The organism is Peribacillus sp. NPDC076916, from assembly GCF_050269675.1.
GTDB classification, from domain to species: domain Bacteria; phylum Bacillota; class Bacilli; order Bacillales; family DSM-1321; genus Peribacillus; species Peribacillus aracenensis.
Map to the genome: position 1 here is coordinate 15,686 of NZ_JBNNIU010000007.1, position 25,864 is coordinate 41,549.

A 25,864-nucleotide genomic window follows, 5' to 3' on the forward strand; every position below is an offset into this window, starting at 1 on the left:
AATCCTCCTTATAGTTTTTTGGGCTTGAACGCTTCCGCAGCTCCTGGAGGTCCGCCAAATGGCTTGGCCATAGGCCCCACAGCTTCCATATCAACAACGATCATTGAGGGTTTACGTCTTTCCTTTGCCTTTTTCAGTTCGGATATGAATTCATCTCCAGAACCAATACGGACAGCATCAAAATGCATGGACTCAGCCAGTTTCACAAAATCAGGACTCAATAAATCCACGGCTACCTGCCGACCATATGCGGCTGTTTGAATATTGCGAAGAACCCCATAGCCTGAGTCATCGAATAAAACGATGATAACTGGTAAGTTTTCTTCGGCTGCAGTAACCATTTCCCCGACATTCACCATAAACCCACCGTCTCCAGCCATAAGAACAACGGTTTTATCCGGACACCCCATTTGGGCACCGATTGCTGTTGGAAGACCTTGACCAATTCCCCCGCCTGATGCATGAATGGATGTTCTTGGTTCATAGACTTCAAATAAACGGCTGCCCCAAACGTTTGCCTGTACGGTTACATCTCGAACCAGAATGGTATCGTCTGGTAATATCTCCCCCATACCATCCACAAATTGCTCATAAGGTCCAAGCGTTTCCCTGAGTTGAGCGCGCACTTCATTTCTAAGCGAAAGAACTTCTTGTAAATAAGAAGGCTCCGCATGAACTGAATGTTCTTCGAGTTTTTGAATGATGGCAGCTAACATACCTTTTGCATCACCAACCAATCCTAACGTGGCTTTATAGTTCCTGTTAATGGCCTGCCAATCCGCATCGATCGCTATATGTTCTTGTGGCACCGGCACTTTCCAGTTGGATGTTTCATTCCCCCTAAACCTTACACCTACGCTAATCAATAAATCTGCATTTCTTAAAAACTCTTTTGTTGTTTCATATGCTGCAAAATGTCCGATGCATTGTTCGTGGTTTTCTGGAATCGACCCTTTTCCTGACTGACTTGTTATAACCGCTGCACCAAGGAGTTCCGCTAATTTTTGCAGCTCTTGCGATGAATTGGCACTGATGACTCCACCACCTGCCCATATTACAGGACGGCGTGCGCCTAAGATTTTTTGCACGGCTTTTTCAGGAATAAATGGCAATGCATTTGTTTCAGATGTTGAGGCCCGCAGCCCCTCGAGTGAAAGATCTTCTATGATCGCCGATTGAAAGTCAATCGGGATTTCCAATGTAACCGGACCCGTTGGTGCAGTTAAGGCTTCTTGGATCGCCTTCCTTACCACTGCTGCAGATTGGTCAGGGTTTCTAAGCCTCACTGCATTTTTACAAGCTCCTCTCATCATTGAAAGCTGGTCTTTACACTCATGTATGTATCCTTTGCCTGTACCAAGATAAGAAGAAGCCACCTCACCGGTAAGATGAAGAAGGGGGACACCAGCTGCCCATGCTTCCACTAGTGAACCAGCAGCATTTCCTGCCCCTGTTCCGGTACTTGTAATCACTACACCCAATTTCCCTGTGGCGCGGGCATATCCATCAGCCATATTTACGGCACCGCTCTCACCGCGTGAACAAATGAGTTTGATGCTCCCTTCTCTAAGAATTGCATCATAGATTGGCATATTGTGAATACTGACAATCCCGAAAGCAGCTTCCACTCCTGCCTGAACAAGCTCCTTTACGATGGAATCGGCGGTCGTAAACTCTAATTCTTCTTGTATTTTCATCGCGTTATCCTACCTTTTTTAGTAATATATTTATAGTGCCTTTCCGATTGCTCCTGCCGTCTCAATCGTCGAACCCGCTACATAACTTGCTTTGTCTGAAGCAAGGAAAACGATGACACTGGCCACTTCTTCCGCTTCACCAACGCGGCCAAGAGGGATATTCCGTTTTTTCGCAAGGTCTCCGTAATACTCTTCTGGGTCCATATCAGGCGCATTTTTCAATCTTCTTCGCTCCCATTGATCCGTCCGGATCAATCCAAGACTCACTGAATTAACCAATATATTGTCAAAAGCCAATTCCTGGGACAAGGTTTTGCTTAAATTAAGGAGACCAGCCCTTGCTGCTGCAGTCGCTACCATATGACGTTCAGGTTCTTTAGCAAGCGTTGCATTAATATTAATGATCCGCCCTCCTCCCCTTTTCAATAAATGAGGATGCGATGCACGAACGGCATATATGATGGCAAAGAACTTTAACTGAATCTGTTCTTCCCACTGCTCATCCGTTATGTCAAAAAAGTGACCCATCACGCTTTGACCGGCTGCATTCACCAATATATCGATTCCCCCAAACCTCTCAGCGGTACCATTAATGAAAGAATCCACATCCGATTTTGAGGTGACATCACATGGTGATGCAAAAATATCTGCCTTTTCACCAAATGAAAGCAATTGTGTTTGTGCACTCTCCATACGCTCTGCACTTCTGCCGCATATAGCCACTTTCGCTCCCTCAGCCAGAAACATTTCTGCTGTTTTTAATCCCACGCCCGACGTGCCGCCCATTATGACAGCCACTTTTCCTTGCAATCCTAAATCCACTCTCGTCACTCCTTTTCAAAACCATTTTCCTTAAACGCTTTTCCTAATTACGCACCAGAATAATGGGAGGAAATCAATATCCTCCTCATTTTTCCGCCATGATTGAATCATCTATCTTAGAATCAACCCAGCCTGGATCGGGATCTCCTCCCATTGCTTTGCGGGCTTCTGGTTTCGGCGGACCTGCAATCCCCCATTGATCCATTAAATGCGGAACCCGTTTCCATACACGTGCCCTCCACTCCGCTTCATCTTCGATCGTTTCCAGATAACATGTATACTCCATAACAAAACCGCCTGGGTCTTGAAAATAACAGAAAATATTGTCTCCAGGCCCATGACGTCCAGGTCCCCAAAGTTCTGACAAGCCCGCTTTTCGCACATTGCTTATTCCCCGCATCAGTTCATCCACGGAATCGACCTCGTATGCGATATGATTGACTGACGCATGCTCATCTTGATTGAAGGCAATGGAGTGATGTTTCCTGTTGCATCGCAGGAATGACATTTGGTGCTCACTCCAATCTGTAACTTTAAACCCAAGTACATCCGTATAAAACTCAACGATCATATCCAAGTTCTTTGTGTTCATTACAACGTGGTTCAGTTTCACTGGATCAACATTTTTCTTGCTCCATATAGACGTTTGTACTTCCACCCAAGCCGAAAGCTCTATTACGCGGTTTTCCGGATCAATAAACCGCATGCCATAACCGGCACCTGCTTCATTCAAATATCCAGGCGGTTCAATAATTCGAACGCCCTTCGACTGTAATATCCCTGCTGCACGATCCACCGCATTTTTATCGACCATGCCAAAAGCTATATGATGCAAACCACGTTTTTCTCCCTTGTGAAGGCTTAAAATATGATGTTCCGGTCCAGCCCCGCGGAAATAAACCGTATTCTCCTCTTCCGGAACATCCACTCTATCCAGTCCCCAAACCTTTTCATAAAACTCTGCTTGATCATCGAAATTCGGAGTTATCATGCTTATATGTCGTAAATGAGTAATCCCAAGCATTTTTCATACCTCCCATAATTTAGATTGGCCTTTAGATAAATTGCATGGGCCATATTTAACAATCTAATCGAAAAGGGCGCCTCATTAATTTTCATAATGCAGGTGCCCTTTTCGGCTAAATAATCAGTCTTTAATAATGGCTTCTCTTTCTTTAGCGCGCTGTTTACGCAGTTCTTCCAGGTCACTGCCTTCAGGATATGTCGGTAAATTAGGCTTCACTGCCCCTAACATCACGAGCATGCGCGCCTCCACATCCCCGTCATTTCTAATTCCCCGATAAACCCCTGGTGGGCTGCTGATGCAATCTCTCGCACTTAATTTAATTTCATGCACTTCGCTGTAGCTATCCTCTTGAATTAATGCCGTGACTTCACCCTCTAGAATAAAAAACACTTCTTCAACATCGTCGTGAAGGTGCAAAGGACCGATACATCCCGGGGGCAGCACCATTGTGCTTAAAGTGAAATGTTCACCTGCAATTACATTCGTATCGTTATTGGCAGTGGCACCACGTCCGATATATCTCATCTGTGCGCGTCGATAAGCGGGATCGATTTCTTCCTGGAACTTCAAGACATCCCAATCAAGCGAACGGTCTTTCAATCGGGCAACATATTTTTTTTCAAAATCCTTCACTGAAAAAGCTTCTTTTGTCATTTTAAAATTCCTCCCTTATTGGTTGTTACTAAAACGCATCATGTTTTACAAGCAAAACAATGTTTTGTCTATGAATTAAGTCTAAAATGAAACCGCTTCAATGTCAATTAATTTTTAGAATATTTAAAACCATTTTATAATTCGAACGCTTGGCGCTTCGGGATAAACGTATTTCTTAAACAAAAAAAAGTGTGGATACCCTATTGGGAGATCCACACTTTCGAAAAAGGTTATTAACTTATTAATAGATTGGGGCTCAAGTAAGATCAGACATCTTCGTGTTGATACGGCTTAACCCCGCTATATCCCATATAAACAGATAACTGCCGAGAAACTTCCAAAAGTTTCGGCAAGGCAATTTTATCGATGAAATCCTCTTGGTAAGCAGACTCAGTTGCCACGACATTCAATGCAGCCAATACTTTCCCAGTCCGGTCAAAAATCGGAGCGGCAACAGAACGGATGCCAGGGTGGAATTCCCCGCTTGTCATCGAATAACCATTCTGCCGGATTGAATCCAGCTGTTTTTGAAATTCACCCGGCGCGGTGAGTGTTTTGTCTGTATAAGGTGTCAGGTTTGATATTTTGAACATTTGCATTAACATTTCTTTCGGTTGATATGCCAAAAGTAATTTTCCATTGGCCAATGCATGTGCCGGCAGCCGTAAACCTATGTTCACATTGACAGCGGATACACCTCTGATTGGGGCACTTCCAACATAAACAACTTCCTGCCCATCCAAAATGGATAGATGGCAGGAGGCTCCGATTTCATCACGCAAGTTCTCCATATATGGTTGGACAATTTCCTGGAATTTCAAGCTATTCAAATAGCTGAATCCCAATTCAAGAACCTTTGGGGTTAAGCTATAACGTTTGGTATGTTCATCCTGAGACAAATAACCGATATTTTGTAATGTGAATAATAAACGATATGGTACCGTTCTGCTTACTCCCAGTTGTTTTGCAATTTCTGAAAGAGACAAACTCGGCTGTCCCTCATTAAAGAGCTTTATGATTTCCAATCCTCTAACCAATGAATTAGCACTATATTTCTCTTTCTCTTTTTCTTCGCTTGCCATTCGAGAATTCCCCCCGTTGTAAATAAATCTCATTTCCTCCTGAATATAACCCATTCAGTAAAACTTTCTTCATACCTACAAAGAAGAACTTGCAAGTATATGTACATTTTTTTCTGGAAGTTCTGGAAGATCATTTGTTTAAAATAGATTAGTGTATATGTGTCAATTAAATCATATTTACATATATAAAACTATGTGGAAGTCTAGCTTAATTGACGTATCAATAGAAAAGCTCGATTCAACCAAATATAACGAATATTACAAATGAAAACAAATAAAGAATTATACATCGATATATTCTGCCAAAATCATAATTTTTCCATATTAAGTATTTTATATACAAAACAACATAAATGAATTATAGATTTTCCTGCTTTTAAATTCAATATCGATAAGTCGGAATTTTTGATAATTTGATGATAATTTGTTTTTTTGACATAAAAGATTAAATACTTCTATTTTTAAGTCCGTGATAGAGGTCCATCCACTCATTTGATTAAATAATTCTCAAAGAATGTAAAAAAGGCTGCAATGGAACTCTGTTTTAAATATGAAAGCGCTTATAAGTTTGTTTATTCTAAAAATAGAAAATTGTCAAAATATTAAATTGACAATCAAATTATTTTAATTTATCGTTAAGAAAGTAAAACTTTGTTTTCCTTACAAAACATTTCCGGGACTTTTTATCTATCAAAATTATAGAAAGGCGGGATTACGCGCATGAAAAATCAAAACTAGTACCTTTCTAAAGGGGTAACCGTAATTCACTTATTTGCAATGGTAAGTGTTTTTAGGGAATGCTAAAAAGCGACAAGGAGATGGTATTATGTTAAATGGGCAAAAAAGATGGTTGTATATTGCCGTTCCAATTTTTTTCTTTTGGTTTTTCGGACAAATTGATAAGGTTGGCATTTCCATCATTCAAACAGATCCTGAATTCTTGCATGCACTCGGTATGACAGGCGATGACAAAAATGCAAAGATTGGTCTTCTATCTTTTGTATTCACCATTGCCTATGGAGTTTCCAATCTTTTTTGGGGTTTCATCATTGATAAATTAGGTGCCCGAAAAACAGCCATTGCCGGTTTATTCGTTTGGACACTCACGATGATTATGTCAGGCCTGGCAAATTCATATGAAATGTTTTTAATAAGCAGGATCATTCTTGGTTTTGGTGAGGGGATGATGATTCCGGTATCCGGCAAATTCATTTCTAACTGGTTTAATAAACGGGAATTGGGGAGGGCCCAGGCATCATGGCTTACCGGTAACTATTTAGGTCCGGCAATGGGAGCCATTGTTTTGGTGCTCGTGATATCTTTACTCCACTGGCAGGCAGCTTTCTTTATGCTTGCAGCATTCAACTTATTTATAAATATCCCGATGTTCATCTTTATGACACGGAATACACCAGAAGAGCACCCCCGTATAAGTAAGGAGGAATTGGCTTTCATTCGCCAAACGGATGATGAAGTGAAAGAAACCGCTGCCTCCGAGAATAAGAGTTTCGCCCAAGATTATCGTTTCTGGATTGTTTGGTTCGGCATGCTTGTATGCTCCTTTTTATTTTTCGGTATCAGCATTTGGCTTCCTACCTACCTCATTGAAGCAAAAGGATTCGAAAAGGAAGGAATGTCGAGTATCACTTCACTTTCCTGGCTATTCGCTTTAGGATTTGTCTTGGCATGCGGTTTTCTGGCTGACAAAACCAGACGTCCAAGTTTGATGGCCACGATTCTATTTTCATTGACAGCAGTCTTTCTGACTGTAGCGATCTTCATCCCCAATCCAATTTTAGCCGGACTATGTATGGGACTGGCAATGGGATGTCAAGGCGGTGTGTTCCATTTAAGTAATATGCTCATGGTAAAATACTCAACACCTGAAACGGCAGGACGGGCCGCTGGCCTAATTGGATTCACGAATATCATGGGCGGCTTTTCGAGCTATATCATGGGATGGCTTCGTGACTTGTCTGGCGGGGATTTCAGTTCATCGATCGCCATGCTGATTTTTACAGCCATCTTAGGTTTGGCAGCTTATTTATTCTCCATTAAGAGAGAAGCCGCAGAGCTGCGCTTATCACCTATACCTGTACAAAAGATACAAGCATGAAGTCCTTGTAAAATCAGTTTTGTCACCTTAATTAACAATCCAACCCTTGAATTTTCAAGGGTTTTTTCTTGTGCCGACTTAAAAGTAAGTCAGTACAATATCGCTCTTTTTTGCATTACCCGATAAAATTCCCCACCGCTATTCCGAATCAATCCTTATTTGTATAAATATGTCGATAGTTAAAATATTCAAAAAATGATATTTTTTTGAATGCCCATGTTATATTGTTAATGGAAAAAAATACTTGTCAAGTAAGGTGAGTGTGTGAATATAGAAGTTTTAATTCTCCATTATATTCAGGAAAAACGTCAAAAGCCTAACCATGCCAATGAATTATTAGATTATATTCAGAATGAATATGTAAACGGGAAGCTGTCAATCTTCCAATATAGAAGTCTCTGTCAGGACTTATATCTTCGAGGAGCCAAACAAACATCTCCTGGATGAAACTGCCCCCTTGTCAATAGTCTAACTACTTCCGATTGTGAATGAATTTTGTTTCTGGTTTCTGCAATGACCTATCATTAAGAGTAAAACCGGTCATTTTCTCCACCCCCAGTATGTTCCATGACTAAATAAAAGCCTCCGTGATCTGTCACCCCAAGACAGTTCACGGAGGTAAATGTTACTTATTCAGACATTGAGAAATTTTCTTTAATTAAATGAATATATCGAAAATTAAAACCAAACCGAATGCCACGAAGGAAAGTAATGTTTCCATGACTGTCCATGTTTTGAATGTTTCTTTAACGGTTAGTCCCATATATTCTTTTACCAACCAGAAACCTGCGTCATTAACATGGGAGAACATAAGTGAGCCTGCTCCCGTGGCAATAACGAGCAATTCTAGATTAACACCTGTCATATTGGCAACGACCGGTGAAACGATCCCTGCTGCCGTGGTCAAAGCGACGGTTGCAGAACCTGTGGCAATCCGAATCAATCCGGCCACAAGGAATGCAAGAACGATCGGGGATAATGAAATTTCTTCAGACATGGAAGCGATTGCAGTCCCTACGCCACTATCAATTAAAATTTGCTTGAATCCTCCGCCAGCACCGATAATAAGGATTATGGAGGCTAATGGCAACAGGCATTCTTCCGTCAACTTTTTAATTAGTGATTTGTCCATTCCCTGTCTGTATCCCAAGAAGTAGTAAGCAGCAAAACAGGAGATTAATAGGGCAATCACCGGACTGCCGATAAACAATAAGAATTTTTCAACGGAACCCGGTAGCGGCAAATAAGGAGCCAAGACAGTTAAAACCATCAACAATACAGGCAAAAGGATGATGAAGAACGAAACCCCAGTCCCTGGTAAACCACTTGACTTTGTTATCACCCGTATCAATTCCGGTTCCCCAACAGGAATAACCCGTTTTTGAACCCATTTTGCGAATAGCGGTCCGGCAATTACAGCAGTCGGGAATGCGATGATCAATGAGTACAGAAGTACTTGTCCCATGTTTGCATTATAGATTCCAATAGCTGTCATGGCTCCCGGATGCGGAGGTACCAGCCCATGTACGATCGATAAACCAGCAAGTACAGGAATACCAATTAACAAGATGTTTACTTTGGTTGATTTCCGAATGGAAATGACCAAAGGCAGCAATATTACTAAACCAACCTCGAAAAATACCGGAATGCCTATGATGAAACCAGATAAAAGCATGGCCCACGGCAGGTTCTTCACGCCGAATTTATTAATGAAAAAGTCAGCAACCTGCATACCGGCTCCAGAGTCGGACATCATCTTTCCTAAGATGGTCCCTAAAGCCAATATTCCAATAAGGTGACCAAGGACCGCTCCGACACCCGTTTCATATGCTCCTACAATCTTGTCCATCGGCAGTCCTGAAAAAACCGCTAAAAATAAACTGGCTACAGTCAAGCTAATGAATGCATGCCATTTCCACCATGATACCCCCAAAATAACAATTACGATGGCTATCAGCGTGATTCCTAATAAATATAGATCCATATGTTCTCCCCACCCTATTGAAATCGCTTACAATCAATGCGATACAATAATTGGATTATTGTACCGGCTCATTATATGTCACGATGTAGTTCTGTTTAGCCGTGTTGTAATACCCTTCACTGTATTCCATAACATTTCCGTCCCCATCACTGGAAATCCGAATCCTTTTTAATACAAAACTACTGTTTTCGATTTTCAGTGTTTCGCAAATGTGATCCGGAGCGATAGCAACGGCAAACTCATCTCTGAATGTTTCAAGTTTGACGTTTTGATCTTCCAAAAAGCGGTACAAAGAATTGATCTGGAGCTCTTTCATATCTTCTTCGTTCATATCGAGTGAAACATAATGTGTAAAGTAAATATAAGGTTCATTGTCCAATAAATATATCCGTTCGATACTTATGCAATGGTCACCAAATAAAGAATGCAGCTTAGGGTCCGAAGAAAGGTCAACATGACTTATGTTTAACACCTTTTTTAAAATGGAGTGCCCCTCCTCCACCAACAGCTCTGTGAAACGCTTTCCTTTGGAAAGTTTGACAATCGAACCATTAGCTATGACCCTAGTGCCTTTGCCGCTTTTCTTTTCAACATACCCCTCTTGCACGAGTTCTTTGATTGCATTACGGACAGTGACCTTACTTACGTTAAATTCTTCTTCCAAAAGAGGCTCAGAGGGAATGTTTGTGTCGATGGCATAAACCCCATGTAAAATACGATCCTTTAATATTTCTTTTATCTGTAAATACATCGGTCCATTTTTTCTGTTCACATTCATTCCTAATCTCCTGCCTTTTATCTCTTAATATCTTCCATTTTACCTTCCATTGCCGAGAGTATCTCCTTTTCGGTTGCCAAAGGAGTATCTCCAACGACAGTACATGCCAGCATTCCTGAAACAGCCGCAAACCGAACTGTCTTTTCAGGGGAATATCCTCGTAATTCTCCATGTAAGATTCCGCTGGTGTAAGCATCGCCTGAACCTATTCTATCATATACGGAAAATGATAGGATATCGGAAAAGTAAAATGTTTCTTCCTTGTATATATACCCCCTCAATGTATGGCTATTATCACTGTTGATTGAACGGTGTGTCCCTGCTATCGACTGAATATTGAATTTTTTCGCCACCTCAGGGATCAACTCGTTTAGCTGTTCTTCCCTAGTGGAGCCTTCAGACTTCATTCCTAAAATATATAGGGCGTCTTTCTCATTCATCATGACGATATCAGCCAAAGTAAGCATTTCTTCATAATGAGGCTTTGCGTCGGCATAACCTCCCTCCCATAAAGAGGGGCGGTAGTTGCAATCGAAACAGACTGTACCGCCTTTTTCTTTGACTTTTCTAGCCAGCACCTTCATACTTTCCCGTACATTTTCCGCCATTGCAAGCGTGATTCCGCAAAAATGGATGATATCCGTACTTTCCGAAATCATATCCATGTCATAATCGGATAAAGAGGCTGTATTGAAACTGCTTTCCAGTCGATTGGAATATGTGACACGGCTCGCCCGCTGTCCAAAACCATTTTCCAAAAAGTACATCCCCAAGTACTTGCCACCTTTAGAGATGAAGTTCCTTCCAATTCCTAAGCGCTGCAAAGATGAAATCGCGGAATCCCCAAGTGGGTTATCCGGTAACTTTGTTACAAGAAACCCCTCATGACCGAGCTTTGCCATCGCAGAAGCAACGTTTACCCCCGTGCCTGAAAAGGAGTATTGCAGAGTGTTGGCCTGTGATAGCAATTCATGCCCTGGTACCTGTAAACGCATCATTACTTCCCCGAATGCCACAATCCTTTTAGGCATATTTTTCAACCAATTTTTTAGTTATGGCCAATAATTTCCGTACATCCTCCCCATTCGTTTTTCCAGTCTCTTCATCGATGATGGAAGAATATACATGGGGAATGACTTTAGGCACTTTTGCTTCTAATGCGATCTCTAGTATAGTCTCGAAATTATTTAAATCGATTCCACCTGTTGGTTCCAAAGCAAATCCTTCTTCACCACAAGCCTTTGCGACAGCACGATATTCATCTTCATGCTTCAGGCCTTTCATCGGGAAGTATTTCAGAGCATTCCCTCCCATATCGCGAACCAGTGCAATGGCAGCTTTGATAGGCACAATGGCAGTTTCACTTGCACCAGCACTTACTGGACCAGTGGAGATATTCACATAACCCGCTTTCCCAGTTGGAGAAACAAGTGAATTTATCCAGCTGTCATTATCGCCTAAATTGGCCCTCGTAGCACCAACAGCAGGAAAAACCTGGTTAATATGACTGCCTGGATAGTGTTTTGCAATTTCTGCGACAACCGCTGCCTGTCTATTATCGCCCGCACCCAATCCTATTGAAACGGCTTCATCAATGGCTTCCCCGTATTCTTTCATTGCTGTAACACCAGCTTCCACAGTTGGATAATCCTTTGAGAGTACACCAACCAATACATGGCCTTCCGCCGCTTCAAAGACTTCCACTGCATTTTCTACACTATTTGCAAGTACATTTAAGGCTACACGATCATTCAATAACCGTTTTTTAATGTTTGTCATCCCTGTTTTCCTCCTAATATGGTGCTTAATTGTGCTTCGATGACATGTATATCATCACCTTGTAATGGACGCGGATCTATATCGAAAAAGCCTTGCCGTATCCCATAATCGCGTGTGTAAATGGCGATATCCCCATTTCTGAGCTGCTCGTTCACTTCCTTCGCCGTCGTTTCCGTTATTAAAGGATCAATGGAAATACGTGCTCTATATATGGCACGGCCGGCTTCATCCTGAACTATCGTTACTTTTACGCCCTCAATGGATTCAAGTGATGTGAGAACTTGTAAACTAGCTTTTTCTTTTTCGCTTTTATCTGTCTTGACGAAATACTCATCCAATGCCTGAAGCAGCCCAAAGGTAGTTTCCTTTCCAACCTTCATGCTCCTTCCGATACAATGCAATTGAACCTTTACCCATTCAATATATTTTTTTCTGCCAGCAACGATACCGGATGTGGGTCCTTCAATGGCTTTTGATCCACTATAAATGGCCAAGTCGGAGAATTGTACATATTTCCCCAAATCCTCCTCCGCAGCTGCATCGACAATCAGAGGGATATTATTCGTTTTGGCCACTTCCCATGCTTCTTCGACCGATATCATATTTTTCTGAACAGCATGATGCGATTTCACGTATAAAATGGCAGAAGTATTTTCATTTATGGCATCCGCAATATGTTCTGCCTTCCCTTCGTTTGCATACCCAACTTCAACCAATTTTCCGCCACCAAGGTAAATCATGGTTTCAACCGGTGCACCATACTGAACGTTATGACCTTTCAGCATGATGATTTCATTCTTTTGAATGAGATCTTGATGAAGCCTTTCGCTTTTCCTTCTTTTTCCTTCCGTAACGATCGCCGCTACTGAAAGCGCAATCCCACTTGAAGCTGAGTTTACGACGACAGCTGCTTCAGAATGAAGCAATTTCGCTATATGCTGGCCTGACTTATCGACTAAATCAGAAATTTCAACAAAATTTTGCCCACCTTTTTTCATCGCGTCCATCACTGTGTCAGTTGGGGCAGAAACCCCCAATATGCTCATTCTTCCGCTTGCATTTATGACTCTTTTCAAACCGTATTTAGCATTCAATGAATTCTCCATTTATAACCACTCCTTTTACGACAACCCTTTTTTCTGCCATCCTTTTTTCTCCTTCGGAATCCATTAAAAGGGTCGGCTCATTCTTGATCGAGAATAAGGTCAAGTTCGCAATATCCCCAGCTGAAATCCTGCCAAGCTTGGGTTTATGCAACCAAGCTGCTGCATTGACCGTAACGGCATCTATTACTTCGTTTAATGGATAACCCAGATACAAAAATTTTGTAAGCACATTAGCCATATTAAAAACTGGCCCATTCTCTCTGTTTTTCCGATATATATCCGTACTGATCGTATTGAAGCTTATTCCCCGCTTTTTCGCCATTTCTGCAGTTTTAAATGAAAAGCTTGCCGTTCCATGACCTACATCCAAATGGACACCACGTTCAATCGCCTTACTGAACTCAGGAAGCGGCTCTTCTCTTTCATCAAATAAATTATTCGCTTTACCATTTAAGAAATGTGTAATAATGTCCTTTTCCTCAAGTAATTCAAGGACATCTTTAATATCAGGCGGCCCTGAACCGATATGGACCATTAATGGTAAACCAGTTTCAGCCGAGAACTTCCTAGCGATTTTTAATGGCTCGACACCATTTGGACCAACCACGCTTTTACTTATTCTCGCCTTAAGTCCAACGACAAAATCCCCGTACTTGGAAATTGCCTTCCTTAATTCCCCTTCGTCCAGCCATGAAATATCCGATAACTCATCAATCCTTTTCAAGCCAATCCGCGAAATATTCAGAAAGGCGAAAACATTCGTTTTGGAATTTTCACAGCTGTTAACGAGATCAGATATCCTGTCTGCCCCCGTGCTTCCCGCATCAATGACCGTTGTTACTCCCGTTTTATATCCAATCTCATCAACCTCATCACCATAAGGATCGAATTCCGGGAAAGCATGTACATGCATATCAATCCATCCGCTGGAAACAAAAACTTTTTGATCATAATCTATTATCTTATCCCCTGTTGCAGTTCCGGGAAGTGCGATTTCTTTAATCATCCCATTTTCCAGTATGATATCCGCTGCTTTTCCCTCTAACATCTTTACATTCTTCAGAACTAACGTATCTGCCATTTCCCTCATCCTTTTCGGTACATCCTATCGATTGCAAGTACTTTGTATACGGTTACACTGAATTGTGTGAGAGTTCATTTCATTTCTCTTTACAAAAATAGATTATCATATTTTGTTGAACTAATCAATATAACGTTATAATGTTTAATTAAATTTACAGAATTTTTAATGGATTATCACTTACTTTTCAACAGTTCCTTCCTTATAATGTAATTTCATTTAGTTTTTTTAAAATTTATCGTTTTATTCTTCACGAATTTTTACAAATTAACGATTGATGTAAGCCTCTACTCTAATTATCCAAAAATAATGCTTTTAAAGAAAACTATTGAAATACGTACAATTATCACTGTATTAAAACCTTTTCCTTAGTTTACTTATTTATCTGTACTGCCCGTATCCTGCACCGGCATCAGAACTCGCTGGCATTCCTTATAGTTTAATAGCAGCATATTATTCAGGTAAATCACGCTTATCATCCATCAGTCGATGCTAATGGTAAAAAAACAAGTTTATCTATATTGCACTAAGTCAAACCTTTCATTGGGAAGCCCTCGTTAATTTAACTACCTGGTTACAGAGGAAATGGTGCTTTCCATAATAATAAAGACCAAGAATGCTATTTTAAAAGCATTCTTGGTCTTGTTATTTGCCGTACTTTATTTGGTTTTAACTTATTTTGACAACCTTTAATATAGTCCCGTTCATATAATCAAGCCTTTAATTTACCTTTTTCGTTCCTTTCCAATGGATTTCCCTCAAACGGTATTTTTGTAGCTTACCTGTTGCCGTTTTCGGTAATGACTCTACGAATTCAACTGTTGTCGGTGCTTTAAAGTGAGCCATTTTAGAGCGGCAAAAGGTTATGATCTCATTTTCTGTCACTTTTGCATTTTGGTGCAACACAATGATTGCCCTAGGCGTTTCTCCCCACTTATCGTCTGGGATGGCAATGACCGCCGCCTCCAAAACACCTGGATGTTTATACAATACCCCTTCCACCTCTGTTGAAGAAATATTTTCTCCCCCGGAAATGATTAAATCCTTAGCCCTGTCCTGTATTTCAATATATCCATCAGGATAGGTTACTGCCAGATCTCCTGTATGAAACCAGCCATCCCTAATTGCTTCGGCCGTTTTTTCCGGATCCTTATAATATCCTTCCATTACAACATTGCCGCGGGTAATGATTTCTCCCAGTTCCTTTCCATCCCAAACGACTTCTTTCCCATCTTGATTGACTACCATCGTTTCCCCATTGAAAACCAATTCAATCCCTTGTCTTGCCTTTATTATTGCTTGTTCGTCCGCCGATTTAGCTTCAAACTCATCCTTCCACTCGTTATATAGGATGAAAGGGGAAGTTTCTGTTAACCCATATACGTGAATCATATTCAAACCAAGGATTTCTTGTGCCTTTTGTATAAGCGCTGCTGCTGGAGGTGCACCTGCTGTTGCCATCCTTGGGCGAGCTTTGATATTTGTTTCTTTTGCTTTAGGTTCATTCACTAGCATATTGACGACAGTCGGTGCCCCACATAATAATGTAATATTATGATGGGCGAATAATTTGAGGATAAGAGGGGGATCGACTTTCCTTAGACATACATGAGTCCCGCCTGTAGCCGTTACCGACCATACACCTCCCCAGCCATTAGCATGAAACATTGGCAGGGTATGTAAGTATACATCGTCATGATTCACTCCAAGGTGATAAATGAAATTAGCGGCGTTCATGTAATTCCCGCGATGGGTTAACATTACCCCTTTTGGTTTTGAAGTCGTTCCACTCGTATAATTTATAGTCAAAAGTTGATTTTCATCGATTTTAACCTCTGGCAGTGCTTCATCAATTGCATGCAAAATGAAATTCTCATAGTCTATTCCAGGTAATGTGGTTTCATGTCCTTCAACAGGCACGATAATGATTTTTTCCAATGAAAGTCTAGAAATGATCTTTTCGATCGGAGCGGTGAATTCCTCATCGACTATCAACATTTTTGAATCGCTATGCTTGATGATATATTCCAAATCCTCTGCAACCAGTCGATAATTCAATGGAACCATTACAGCTCCCATTTGACAAATGCCATAAAAACATTCCAACATATAATGCGTATTTGGCAACATTACTGCAATATGGTCGCCTTTTTCAATTCCCGAAGAATACAGTGCTTTGGAAAGTTGATCTGTCCGCTGCCCGAATTCCTTGTATGTAAACTCTTTCTCTTCATCGATGACTGCAACTTTATGGGGATAATATTTTACGGCCCTGCGCTTCCAATCCATTGGGGTTAATGGCGAAAACATTTTACCATCTCCTTCTTTTGCGATTCTCTGCTTCTAGTACACGTACACTACCTCTGCTTGGTTCGTCATGATGAGTCATTGAGAAAAAATTTTCTTAACTTTTTTGATACAGATTCATTTTCCAAAAGCCATATCTTCTTTAATGGATTTCTTACATCATGAATCATTGAATAAACCTAACTTGTTATACTCAGGGGAGTGACTCATTTATTTTTTGATTATTCTGACAATTAATCCCCTAAAAGCAGTGGTATTCACTGCTTTAGTAAATATTAGGTCTATCTTCTTTCTATTATAATGGAAACTATAGACGTCAGGAAGACTATATTTTATTCTCTATGCAAGACGATGCATGTTCGGTCAGTTTCCCGACGATTTGTTTGAGCCCTTGCGTTTCCTCTTCATTTAGGACGCCATAAAATTCACGAAAGATCTTGGCAAAACACTTATTTATGGAATGATAGATTCTCCTTCCACTTTCGGTGGATTGGATAAAAACGAACCGCCGATCATCCTCACTGTGTACCCTCTCAATCAACTTCTTCCGTTCAAGCCGGTCAATTAGTGCAGTTCCTGCTGCAGGTTTGATTTTTAAATGATTCGAAACATCTTTAACTGCTATGGATTCAGTCAAGACAATTAAATGCAATGCGCGATACTGTACAGAAGTTAAATCATATTTAACCAAAAAAGGTTCCACCAATTCCTGTGAGAGGCTGCTTAGTTCCTTGATTTCTAGATGTAAATTATACAATTCACTTGAATGCATGATTGACAATCCTTTCTTATTGACACTATCTATCTAAAACTATAACATAATTAACGTATCAAAAAATTAACCATGCGAATTAAATTGGTTATTGATTTTTAAAGAGAGAGAGAGGCTGCCCATGTCAGCAGAACAACGCAAGAAGATCATTATCCTCATGATCAATATGTTTATAGCAATAGGAAGTTTCGGTATCATCATTCCCATTTTACCAGCATACCTGGCCTCCATTAATCAAGGAGGAACCGCCGCTGGCCTAATGATTGCCATTTTCGCAGGTGCACAACTTATCTTTTCACCAATTGCTGGAAAATGGACTGACCAATTCGGGCGCAGAAAAATGATTATTTATGGATTGATTGGTTTGACATTATCCATGTTTATTTTTTATGCAGTCAATTCCATTTGGTTATTATATGCTTCACGCATCATTGGCGGGATTGGGGCAGCTTTGCTTATCCCCGCAATTTTTGCTTATGTAGCCGATATCACCACATTTGATCAACGCGCTAAAGGCAATAGTTTAGTATCTGCCGCCATGTCACTGGGCATTGTAGTCGGTCCAGGAATTGGAGGTTTTTTAGCTGATTTTGGCTTGAAGTTTCCCTTTTTGATTTCTGCGCTGGTATCCCTATCAGCTGTAGTATTTTCGATTTTTGTTTTAAAAGAAAGCGAAACGGCACAAGTTACTAAAGACATGGATGCAAAAACCGAAACGATGGTTCGGAAGATTGCCTTATCCGTGAAAATGCCCTATTTCATCCCACTCATCATTACTCTTGTAATGAGCTTTGGCTTAATGGCATATGAATCTGTCATTGGTCTTTATCTTGATAATCAATTCAATTCAAGCCCTAAGGACATCGCCGTCATGGTTACAGCCACAGGTATCGTCAGTGTAATTGTACAACTGTTTGTCGTCGACCGGATTGTACGGCGTTTCGGGGAAGTGAATGTGCTGAATATCTTTATCAGTGTTGCAGCCATCGGTTTCCTTCTATCACTTTTTGCTTCAAGTTACCTGATTTTCTTTTTAATTTCACTGGTCATCTTCCTTTCCACCTCCATCTTACGTCCAGTTCTTAACACACTGATTTCCAAGATGGCAGGAAATGAGCAGGGCTTTGCAATGGGTATGAATAATGCATATATGAGCATCGGTAATGTGCTCGGACCAACACTTGCCGGAATGATGTATGATATCCACATCACCTATCCTTTCATGTTGGGCCTTATCCTCTTATTCATTACTTTGATGATTACCATGGCTTGGCAAAAGCGATCTCTTCATGCAAAGGCATTATCCTAGAGCTAAAAAGGCATTTCAAGTTAAATACCTAAACGCCCCCCCGAATAGCAGCCGCCATTCGGGGGATTTCATTTCAATATAAATCCTCCAAAACAGAATATCCACAGTTCAAATACTTCAATCTACCGAATATTCGCTCCAATTTTATGCGGAAACAGCTCTAATTCTTGCGTAACATTTGAATTCACGAGTAAATGGGGATAATTCACGAGTAAATGTATGAATTTCACGAGTATTTTCTCCAAATTCACGAGTAAATGGCATGAATTCACTAGTAAACACTCATTCTCTCGAATATTCGCTCTAATTTTATGCAAAAACAGTTCTAATTCATGCGGAACATTCGAAGTCACGAGTTTTGTTTTATCTAATAAACCGGTAACTCATGCATTTGACCAAAATTAAAAGCGACCTTATTTCTAAATATAAGGCCGCTTAACATTCAGTTTTCTCAATTCATATTGTTATGAGGGGAAATTGAATTTCATTTAATATAAATGGCTTTCTTTCCTTTACTGCTTTCAAAAGCCGCATCAATGATTTTAATGACAGATAACCCTTCTTGGGCAGTGACTGGAGCTTTCTTCCCGCTTAATATACTATCGGCAACTGCCTGGTAATACGTTAAATAAGAACCATGCAGTGTTTCAATGGTTTCATGTATCTCATTTTCTCCTTCAACCGTAACCAACTTACCATAGAATTCGGGTTCATCTGCACCCCAAGAGTCATCCAGCGGTTTTTTCCCCTCACTCAGGGCCGCCTCTTGGCAATCAAGACCGTATTTGATAAATGATCCTTTACTTCCATGCACCTGATACCGCGGTCCATTACTCGGAACGATTGAGCCTGAGTGTAAGATAACTCTCAGCTTTTCATATCCTAATATCACATGGAAATAATCATCCGTTTCTGCATTTTCTCTTTGGGAAAAAACATCTGCCCAAACGAATTGCGGCAATCCAAATAAATGCAGTGCTTGATCGATGAGATGTGATCCTAAATCATATAGCATGCCTGACCCCGGGCCTGGTTTTTCCCTCCATCTATCCCTGACTACAGGCCTGTATCGATCATAATGGACTTGGTATGTATTGATTTCCCCAAGCACTCCATCATCCATAAGTTTTTTCACGGTCAAAAAGTCATTATCCCATCTCCGGTTATGATAGACACTTAATAGAAGATTCTTTTCCTCGGCAATCTTAATTAGCTCCTCTGCCTCCCAAGCTTCCACTACCATCGGCTTTTCAAGGATGACATGCTTCCCGGCCAACAAGCTTTGCTTGGCCATTTCATAATGCAAACCACTCGGTGTCGTAATAACAGCCAAATCAATGGACGCGTCTTCAAGAATATCCTCTAAGCTGCTTACCACTTCCACATCTTTCAGATCTTTTTGGACTTTTTCCTTCTTGGAGCTGACAACTTTCGTTATTTGAAACTGCCCTAAAACACTTAGTAATGGAGCGTGAAATGTAGCTCCTGACAATCCGTACCCAACTATGCCCACTTTAATTTTTCTCATTTTCGTTCCCACTCGCTTTCTTGTTCCTCTTAAACAATTATAAATTGATCATTCGTTCTCTTATATTTCATTGTCCGGGTACTTATCTCTCAAAAACTTGACAGACTGATTAATCAATTCTTTCAATACATTAATATCGATATCTGCCACTTTATTGATGTACACACACCCTTTTCCGGAAGTGTGTTTTCCAAATGCCTGTAACAATTCTTCCCTTTTTTTATCCCCTGGAGTGAAATATAAACTGATTTTTGCTTTTCGAGGGGAAAAGCCTACCAGAGGGGCTTCTCCTTCATGACCTGATTCATATTTATAATGATAGATACCGAACCCAATGATGCTCGGTCCCCACATCTTTGCCTCATAACCTGTCGTTTTGGTGAAAACATCCAACAATTCATATGCATCTTCACGCTTTTTTGGATTTTCGACGTTCTCAATGAACTCAATGACACTACTGTCAGTTTCTTTGGTTTTTTGTTTATACAAGACCGGAACCTCCCTATACTAAAAGTTTGAAAAATGCAAAGATATCCCTTGCTCAAAACTTAGTACACTATATGATCGTGTTTTAGTTTGACGTGTATGTATACAGCCTTCATTACTGCTGATATCCTAATTACTCAAATGATTGGCGGACGAGCTTCATTACTAATTCTTCAAGCTTCATTGCAAATCCTTCAACAATACCCTTATATATTATAGAACATTGATTCGTTTTATTCTATTTTATGAGCAGAGTTAATAAAGTCATTATCATAAAAATCTCTACGATCAGAAAATATAATCCTGATCGTAGATTTTTAGTGAATCAGCTATTGCCTACGGATCTTTTCAATTTCATCAGCTATGAATTGTACTTGTGTCCCTACGATGACTTGAATGCTTTGGGGACCCACGATATTAATTCCGGCAACCCCTGTTGATTTGATTTTATTCTGATCGACAGCTCCCATATTCTCTACCTCAACCCTTAATCGGGTAACGCAGTTATCTACAGATATTACGTTAGCGTCTCCGCCTAAACCTTCATAAATAACGGATGCCATTCCAAAGAATTTACTCTTATCATTCCCGCCTTGACTGCTGTCTGCTTCCGCAATCACTCCTCCACCATCAAGCTCATCTTCTGTATCATCTTCTCTGCCTGGAGTCATTAAATTGAACCTTTTTATCAAGAATCGGAATAAGAAATAGTAAATGACAGCAAAAGCCAGTCCTTGAAGAAGTAGCATATAAGGTTCATTTGCCAATGGCAATCTTGAACTTAAAACAAAGTCAATGAATCCTGCACTAAAACCGAACCCTGCTGTCCAATGGAAAGTCGCAGCAATAGCTAATGATATCCCTGTTAACAAAGCATGCACAACAAACAGGGCAGGTGCAACAAACATGAAAGCAAATTCCAACGGTTCAGTAACGCCTGTAAAAAATGAAGCGAAACCGGCTGCGAGCATCAATGAGGCCACTTGTTTTTTCTTCCGTGATTTTGCCGAATGGTACATGGCCAGAGCAGCAGCCGGTAAACCGAACATCATGACGGGAAAGAATCCGGCTTGATACATGCCCGTGGTTCCTTTTATTCCTGTTCCAGCCCAGAATTTACCGATATCGTTAAGTCCTATTACATCGAACCAGAATACGGAGTTTAAAGCATGATGTAAACCTGTTGGTATTAAAAGCCGATTGAAAAATCCATAGAGTCCTGCTCCAGCAGCACCTAATTCACTAATTCCTTCCCCAAATATAACTAACCAGGAGTAGATGAGTGGCCATACGAAGAATAATATAAGAGAAACGAGTAACATGACAACCGCAGTAAGGATCGGGACAAGGCGTTTACCGCTAAAGAAAGCGAGTGCATCCGGCAGCTCGACCTTACTGAACCGATTATACATAGCTGCCGCTATAAGGCCCGAGAGGATTCCGACAAATGCATTTTCTATTTTCTCAAATGCTGGATTTACATCTTTTGCATCTATTCCTTGCAGCATCGCTACCGAGTCCGTGGAAAGCAATGTCGTTACGACTAGATAGGCTACAAGACCGCTCAAAGCGGCGGCTCCATCTTTCCCTTTCGACATCCCCAACGCCACTCCAACAGCAAACAAAATAGCCATATTATCAATGATTGAAGAACCCGCTTTAATTAAGAAAGCCGCTAACGGACTTCCCGCTCCCCATCCTGCTGGATCTATCCAATAACCGATCCCCATTAATATGGCGGCTGCCGGCAAGACGGCTACTGGAAGCATCAAGGAACGTCCAATTTTTTGAAGATATTTTTTCATCCCGCTTTCCCCCTGACAATTACTGATTTAGGGTAAACCCCATATTCTATTAGACAACGGTTCCTTCCATTTTAGAACTTATAAATTTGGCTTTATTCAGGAATAAAGTCTTAGCGATTTTCTCCTCCTTCGAAAGTTCATCAAAAAAAGAAAAGTCCAACCGGACTTTTCTTTTTTCTCTTATTTATAGAGCAAGTAATTTTTGCGAACCTTTTTAAAAGCATCCTGCTTTGCTTGATATTCTTTCATGATTTCATTTACTGATGAACCTTCTTCAATTCTTGACATTACCCATCCATTGCCAATCAATAAATTGAAATTTTTGGCTGCAAGGAATTCAAAATCTGCAGGATATAGATCCTGAATGGTCTTGATGATGTGAAGTCCGGTAGGGACAGCCTTGAATTCCTCTCTATCGGTTATATAAATTTCCACTCCATGGCTAAGTTTACCTGCATGTTTTGAAAATGTAGGTGTAAAGGAGGCTGCCCTGAATTTTACGCCAGGTAACCTTAATGCATTTAATTTCCCAGCAAGCTCATCACTGTTTATATAAGGAGCACCAATCAATTCGAATGGTTTAGTCGTTCCTCTGCCTTCCGAGACATTCGTTCCCTCGATCAAGCCTGTAGCCGGATATACGAACGTAGTGGAAACAGTCGGCATATTCGGTGACGGCAAGACAAAAGGAAGACCTGTTTCTTCATAGTCCATATCCCTCTTCCAGCCTTTCATCTTGATGACCTTTAGATCTGCACCTATTTTAAATTCCTTATTGAACAAAGTAGCCAGTTCCCCAACAGTCATCCCATGCTTAAGCGGTATTGGGTACAAACCAACAAACGATGAGAATTCAGGTTCAAGGACAGGCCCATCTACCGATTCCCCGCCTTGTGGGTTAGGCCGGTCCAGCACGATAAAGGGGATATCATTTTCTTTGGCCGCTTCCATTGCATAAGCCATCGTGTAGATATAGGTGTAATAGCGTGTTCCGACATCCTGGATATCAAAAACAAGGACCTCGACATCCTTTAACATTTCAGGCGTCGGTTTTTTCGTTTTGCCATATAAGCTATAAACGGGCAACCCCGTTTTTTCATCCATATAATATTCAACGCTTGCACCAGCTTGCGCATCTCCACGCACTCCATGTTCAGGACCAAATAACGCTGTCAAATTAATATCCGGATCATCATTAAGTAGATCGACGATGCTGGTTAATTTAGAATCGATGCCAGTTGGATTCGTAATCAAGCCGACTTTTTTTCCGCTTAACACGTCCTTTTCTTCTTTTAAAAGAACTTCAATACCGGGGCTGACCTTTTGTTTTTTCTTCTCTTTAACAGCGGTTACACTTTTTGAGGAAACAATGCCGAAAGTCAACAGACAAATGGTAAATAGGATTATCATCCTTTTCAAATTGCATCCCTCCCTATTTTTTAATGGGTCTTCCAGATTTAATATCTAATCCATATCCAAATTTATAAAGGCTTTGATTGGGCTTGGTTACTGATGGTATATCGACCGGCAACGTCCCTCTAGGCTTTGATTCTCCAAAAATGGTCGAGATGCCTGCCGGGATATTTGGCTGTCTATAACGCCCATTCGAATACCCTTTGAACCCGTAAACAGCAAGAACCGCTTTCGCTTCTTCAAAGTTTGCAACATCATAAGGGTTTCTTAAACTCATTAATACAAATTTTTTATCTTTCTTCTTAGCATGATTCATGACCGCCCTAGGGAAGGCTGTTGCCCATTTAGACGAATCTTGAATACTATCATCTATCACTCCATCATTGACAGCTGGATCGTTTTTGACAATATAGGAACCAGTTATGACAAAATCCGATTCATCAATGAGTCTTGCCACTTGATCTGAAAATGACTTTCCTGAAAAACTCATGCCCGTAATTTGGACTTTCTTGATTTTCTTATTATCAGCCAATTCGCCGATGCTCCTGGACATGGATTCAACTTGATCATCAAAAGGAGCAAGAATTAAAACTTTATCATTTTTCTTAGGTTTGAAAGGCAATATTTTGTCTTCATTTTTCAAAAGAGTGATGGCGTCTTCCGCCATTTTCCTTTCTTTTTTCAAATGATCATCATTCCCGACCACTTTAAGCGCGGTTTCGATCTTTTTATCGATCGGAGTGTCATCAGGGTTTAATATCCCTCTCTTCACTTTCAGTTCAAGTATCCTCGTTACAGATTGATTGACTTGACCTAGAGGAATTTCCCCACTTTCCACTGCTGCCTTCACTGCATTGAATACAGAGGTTATATTCTTTTCCATTTGAAGTGAGTTAATCTGTGCAGGCATCAGTGCAATATCAACGCCAGATTTCAGGGCAAGGACCACAGCTTCTTCCTGTCCGAAGTTGTCCGCAATGGCATTCATATTCAAAGCATCTGTAACCACAACACCGTTAAAACCCATTTCCTCACGTAATAGACCCGTGATGACCTTTTGTGACAACGTTGCAGGAACCATTATTTCTTGACCGTCTTTTTTACTGATATACTTAGTGTCATCGAACGCAGGAAATTGAACATGTGCTGTCATCATCATATCTACTCCACCATCGATGGCCTTTTGGAAAGGAACCAACTCGATGGAACGCAAACGTTCTTTATCATGAGAAACAAGGGGAAGACCATAATGACTATCGACTGCTGTATCTCCATGGCCGGGGAAATGCTTGGTCGTCGCTATCATGTTCTGATTTTGCAATCCTTTTATCGTCTGAATGCCAAGCTTTGATACAAGTTCCGGATCAGAACTGAAGGAACGAACGCCAATAACAGGATTTCCTGGATTATTATTTACATCGACAGACGGCCCGAAATTGACATTTATGCCAAGTGACGACAGTTCCTTGCCAATGATTTCTCCAGATTGATAAGCGTAACTCTCATTCCTGGCTGCACCAAGTGCCATATTACCAGGAAGGTTCGTTCCAGTTTGAAGGCGAGTTACGATTCCTCCTTCCTGATCGATCGTTATGAACAGCGGCAGGCCCGGGCTTGCCTTCTGCAAACCATCTGTTAGCCGAACCGTTTGTTCGGTATCGACTACATTTTCAGCAAATAAAATCACACCGCCCAGATGATATTTTTGGATAATGCTTGCAACTTCTGAGTTCATTTCAATAAACCCGGTCGCCTTGACTTCTCCTTGTTTTTGCCAATTACGAAAATCCGGCATTAGCATTTGACCGACTTTTTCATCGATTGTCATGTTTTCTACGATTTTCTGAATATCCGATACAGAGTTTTCATTTTCTGATCCCTTTGCTGTCGCATTCCCTCCCAAAATGGATAAAACAAAGAATAATGCGATTCCAGCAGGGGCACATATCCTTTTTATCATTTAGTGTTTCCTCCCTTGTATACTTTTTAGTTCCGTTAGCAACAATTCCATATCCACTTTCATGAAGGGGGAAAAATGAATGGAAATGAACTATATAGATCCTTTAAAGAAAACAAGGCAGCATTGGAAACCCAGCAGCCGCCTCTTTTAACAAGCCT

General features: G+C 40.7%; 21 protein-coding genes. 3 read left to right on the top strand and 18 right to left on the bottom strand.

Annotated elements, in window-relative coordinates; genetic code table 11:
- Positions 1-8 precede the first annotated feature (8 nt).
- The 5 genes from ACQKFG_RS19185 to ACQKFG_RS19205 all read right to left on the bottom strand — a co-directional run bounded on the left by ACQKFG_RS19185 (position 9) and on the right by ACQKFG_RS19205 (position 5,282).
- Positions 9-1,697 carry a thiamine pyrophosphate-binding protein gene (locus ACQKFG_RS19185; RefSeq protein ID WP_427561773.1) on the bottom strand — a complete coding sequence of 563 codons (1,689 nt, stop codon included), beginning with the start codon at positions 1,695-1,697 and terminating at the stop codon, positions 9-11.
- A gap of 30 nt (positions 1,698-1,727) precedes the next feature.
- On the bottom strand, positions 1,728-2,519 hold the full coding sequence (locus tag ACQKFG_RS19190) for an SDR family oxidoreductase (protein ID WP_427561776.1): 792 nt from the start codon (positions 2,517-2,519) through the stop codon (positions 1,728-1,730).
- 85 nt (positions 2,520-2,604) lie between these two features.
- Positions 2,605-3,543, bottom strand: a complete 939-nt coding sequence (locus ACQKFG_RS19195; RefSeq protein ID WP_427561779.1) for a VOC family protein — start codon at positions 3,541-3,543, stop codon at positions 2,605-2,607.
- A 123-nt stretch (positions 3,544-3,666) separates the two neighbouring features.
- Positions 3,667-4,200 carry a cupin domain-containing protein gene (locus ACQKFG_RS19200; protein ID WP_192204609.1) on the bottom strand — a complete coding sequence of 178 codons (534 nt, stop codon included), beginning with the start codon at positions 4,198-4,200 and terminating at the stop codon, positions 3,667-3,669.
- A gap of 266 nt (positions 4,201-4,466) precedes the next feature.
- Positions 4,467-5,282: an IclR family transcriptional regulator gene (locus ACQKFG_RS19205; protein ID WP_427561783.1), complete on the bottom strand. Its 816-nt coding sequence runs from the start codon at positions 5,280-5,282 to the stop codon at positions 4,467-4,469.
- Positions 5,283-6,108: 826 nt separating this feature from the next.
- Between ACQKFG_RS19205 and ACQKFG_RS19210 the strand changes: the two genes are divergently transcribed.
- Together ACQKFG_RS19210 and yppF are read left to right on the top strand one after the other, a co-directional pair.
- Positions 6,109-7,398 (top strand): MFS transporter, encoded by a 1,290-nt coding sequence (locus tag ACQKFG_RS19210; RefSeq protein ID WP_192204608.1) that lies wholly within the window; start codon positions 6,109-6,111, stop codon positions 7,396-7,398.
- A gap of 264 nt (positions 7,399-7,662) precedes the next feature.
- Positions 7,663-7,845, top strand: a complete 183-nt coding sequence (gene yppF / locus ACQKFG_RS19215; RefSeq protein WP_076371344.1) for a YppF family protein — start codon at positions 7,663-7,665, stop codon at positions 7,843-7,845.
- Between the two features lie 211 nt (positions 7,846-8,056).
- Here the strand turns inward: yppF and ACQKFG_RS19220 are convergent, their stop codons facing one another.
- The 8 genes from ACQKFG_RS19220 to ACQKFG_RS19255 form a co-directional block, all read right to left on the bottom strand.
- A complete protein-coding gene (locus ACQKFG_RS19220; RefSeq protein WP_427561788.1) occupies positions 8,057-9,382 on the bottom strand; it encodes a gluconate:H+ symporter in 1,326 nt (441 codons plus the stop codon).
- 55 nt (positions 9,383-9,437) lie between these two features.
- Positions 9,438-10,160, bottom strand: coding sequence for a GntR family transcriptional regulator (locus tag ACQKFG_RS19225; RefSeq protein WP_427561791.1), 723 nt, complete (start codon positions 10,158-10,160; stop codon positions 9,438-9,440).
- Positions 10,161-10,177: 17 nt separating this feature from the next.
- Positions 10,178-11,191 carry a sugar kinase gene (locus tag ACQKFG_RS19230; RefSeq protein ID WP_349729515.1) on the bottom strand — a complete coding sequence of 338 codons (1,014 nt, stop codon included), beginning with the start codon at positions 11,189-11,191 and terminating at the stop codon, positions 10,178-10,180.
- Positions 11,184-11,939 carry a 2-dehydro-3-deoxy-phosphogluconate aldolase gene (gene dagF, locus ACQKFG_RS19235; RefSeq protein WP_192204604.1) on the bottom strand — a complete coding sequence of 252 codons (756 nt, stop codon included), beginning with the start codon at positions 11,937-11,939 and terminating at the stop codon, positions 11,184-11,186. Before dagF ends, ACQKFG_RS19230 begins: the two co-directional genes overlap by 8 nt.
- Positions 11,936-13,045 carry a DgaE family pyridoxal phosphate-dependent ammonia lyase gene (locus ACQKFG_RS19240; RefSeq protein ID WP_427561796.1) on the bottom strand — a complete coding sequence of 370 codons (1,110 nt, stop codon included), beginning with the start codon at positions 13,043-13,045 and terminating at the stop codon, positions 11,936-11,938. Before ACQKFG_RS19240 ends, dagF begins: the two co-directional genes overlap by 4 nt.
- Entirely contained in the window at positions 13,023-14,126 is a 1,104-nt protein-coding gene (locus ACQKFG_RS19245; RefSeq protein WP_427561799.1) for an amidohydrolase/deacetylase family metallohydrolase, read from the bottom strand. Before ACQKFG_RS19245 ends, ACQKFG_RS19240 begins: the two co-directional genes overlap by 23 nt.
- Positions 14,127-14,846: 720 nt before the next feature.
- A complete protein-coding gene (locus ACQKFG_RS19250) occupies positions 14,847-16,436 on the bottom strand; it encodes a long-chain-fatty-acid--CoA ligase (protein WP_427561802.1) in 1,590 nt (529 codons plus the stop codon).
- Between the two features lie 322 nt (positions 16,437-16,758).
- Entirely contained in the window at positions 16,759-17,205 is a 447-nt protein-coding gene (locus ACQKFG_RS19255; RefSeq protein WP_192204600.1) for a MarR family winged helix-turn-helix transcriptional regulator, read from the bottom strand.
- Positions 17,206-17,326: 121 nt separating this feature from the next.
- On the opposite strand from ACQKFG_RS19255, the gene ACQKFG_RS19260 reads away from it, so the two are divergent.
- Positions 17,327-18,514, top strand: coding sequence for an MFS transporter (locus tag ACQKFG_RS19260; RefSeq protein WP_427561806.1), 1,188 nt, complete (start codon positions 17,327-17,329; stop codon positions 18,512-18,514).
- 484 nt (positions 18,515-18,998) lie between these two features.
- Here the strand turns inward: ACQKFG_RS19260 and ACQKFG_RS19265 are convergent, their stop codons facing one another.
- The 5 genes from ACQKFG_RS19265 to ACQKFG_RS19285 form a co-directional block, all read right to left on the bottom strand.
- Positions 18,999-20,042 carry an oxidoreductase gene (locus tag ACQKFG_RS19265; protein ID WP_427561809.1) on the bottom strand — a complete coding sequence of 348 codons (1,044 nt, stop codon included), beginning with the start codon at positions 20,040-20,042 and terminating at the stop codon, positions 18,999-19,001.
- Between the two features lie 60 nt (positions 20,043-20,102).
- Entirely contained in the window at positions 20,103-20,531 is a 429-nt protein-coding gene (locus ACQKFG_RS19270) for a DUF1801 domain-containing protein (protein ID WP_342615653.1), read from the bottom strand.
- A 326-nt stretch (positions 20,532-20,857) separates the two neighbouring features.
- A complete protein-coding gene (gene nagE, locus ACQKFG_RS19275; protein WP_427561813.1) occupies positions 20,858-22,333 on the bottom strand; it encodes an N-acetylglucosamine-specific PTS transporter subunit IIBC in 1,476 nt (491 codons plus the stop codon).
- A gap of 180 nt (positions 22,334-22,513) precedes the next feature.
- Entirely contained in the window at positions 22,514-23,752 is a 1,239-nt protein-coding gene (locus ACQKFG_RS19280; RefSeq protein ID WP_427561816.1) for an exo-beta-N-acetylmuramidase NamZ family protein, read from the bottom strand.
- 13 nt (positions 23,753-23,765) lie between these two features.
- Positions 23,766-25,706, bottom strand: coding sequence for a glycoside hydrolase family 3 N-terminal domain-containing protein (locus ACQKFG_RS19285; protein ID WP_427561819.1), 1,941 nt, complete (start codon positions 25,704-25,706; stop codon positions 23,766-23,768).
- Positions 25,707-25,864: the final 158 nt, after the last annotated feature.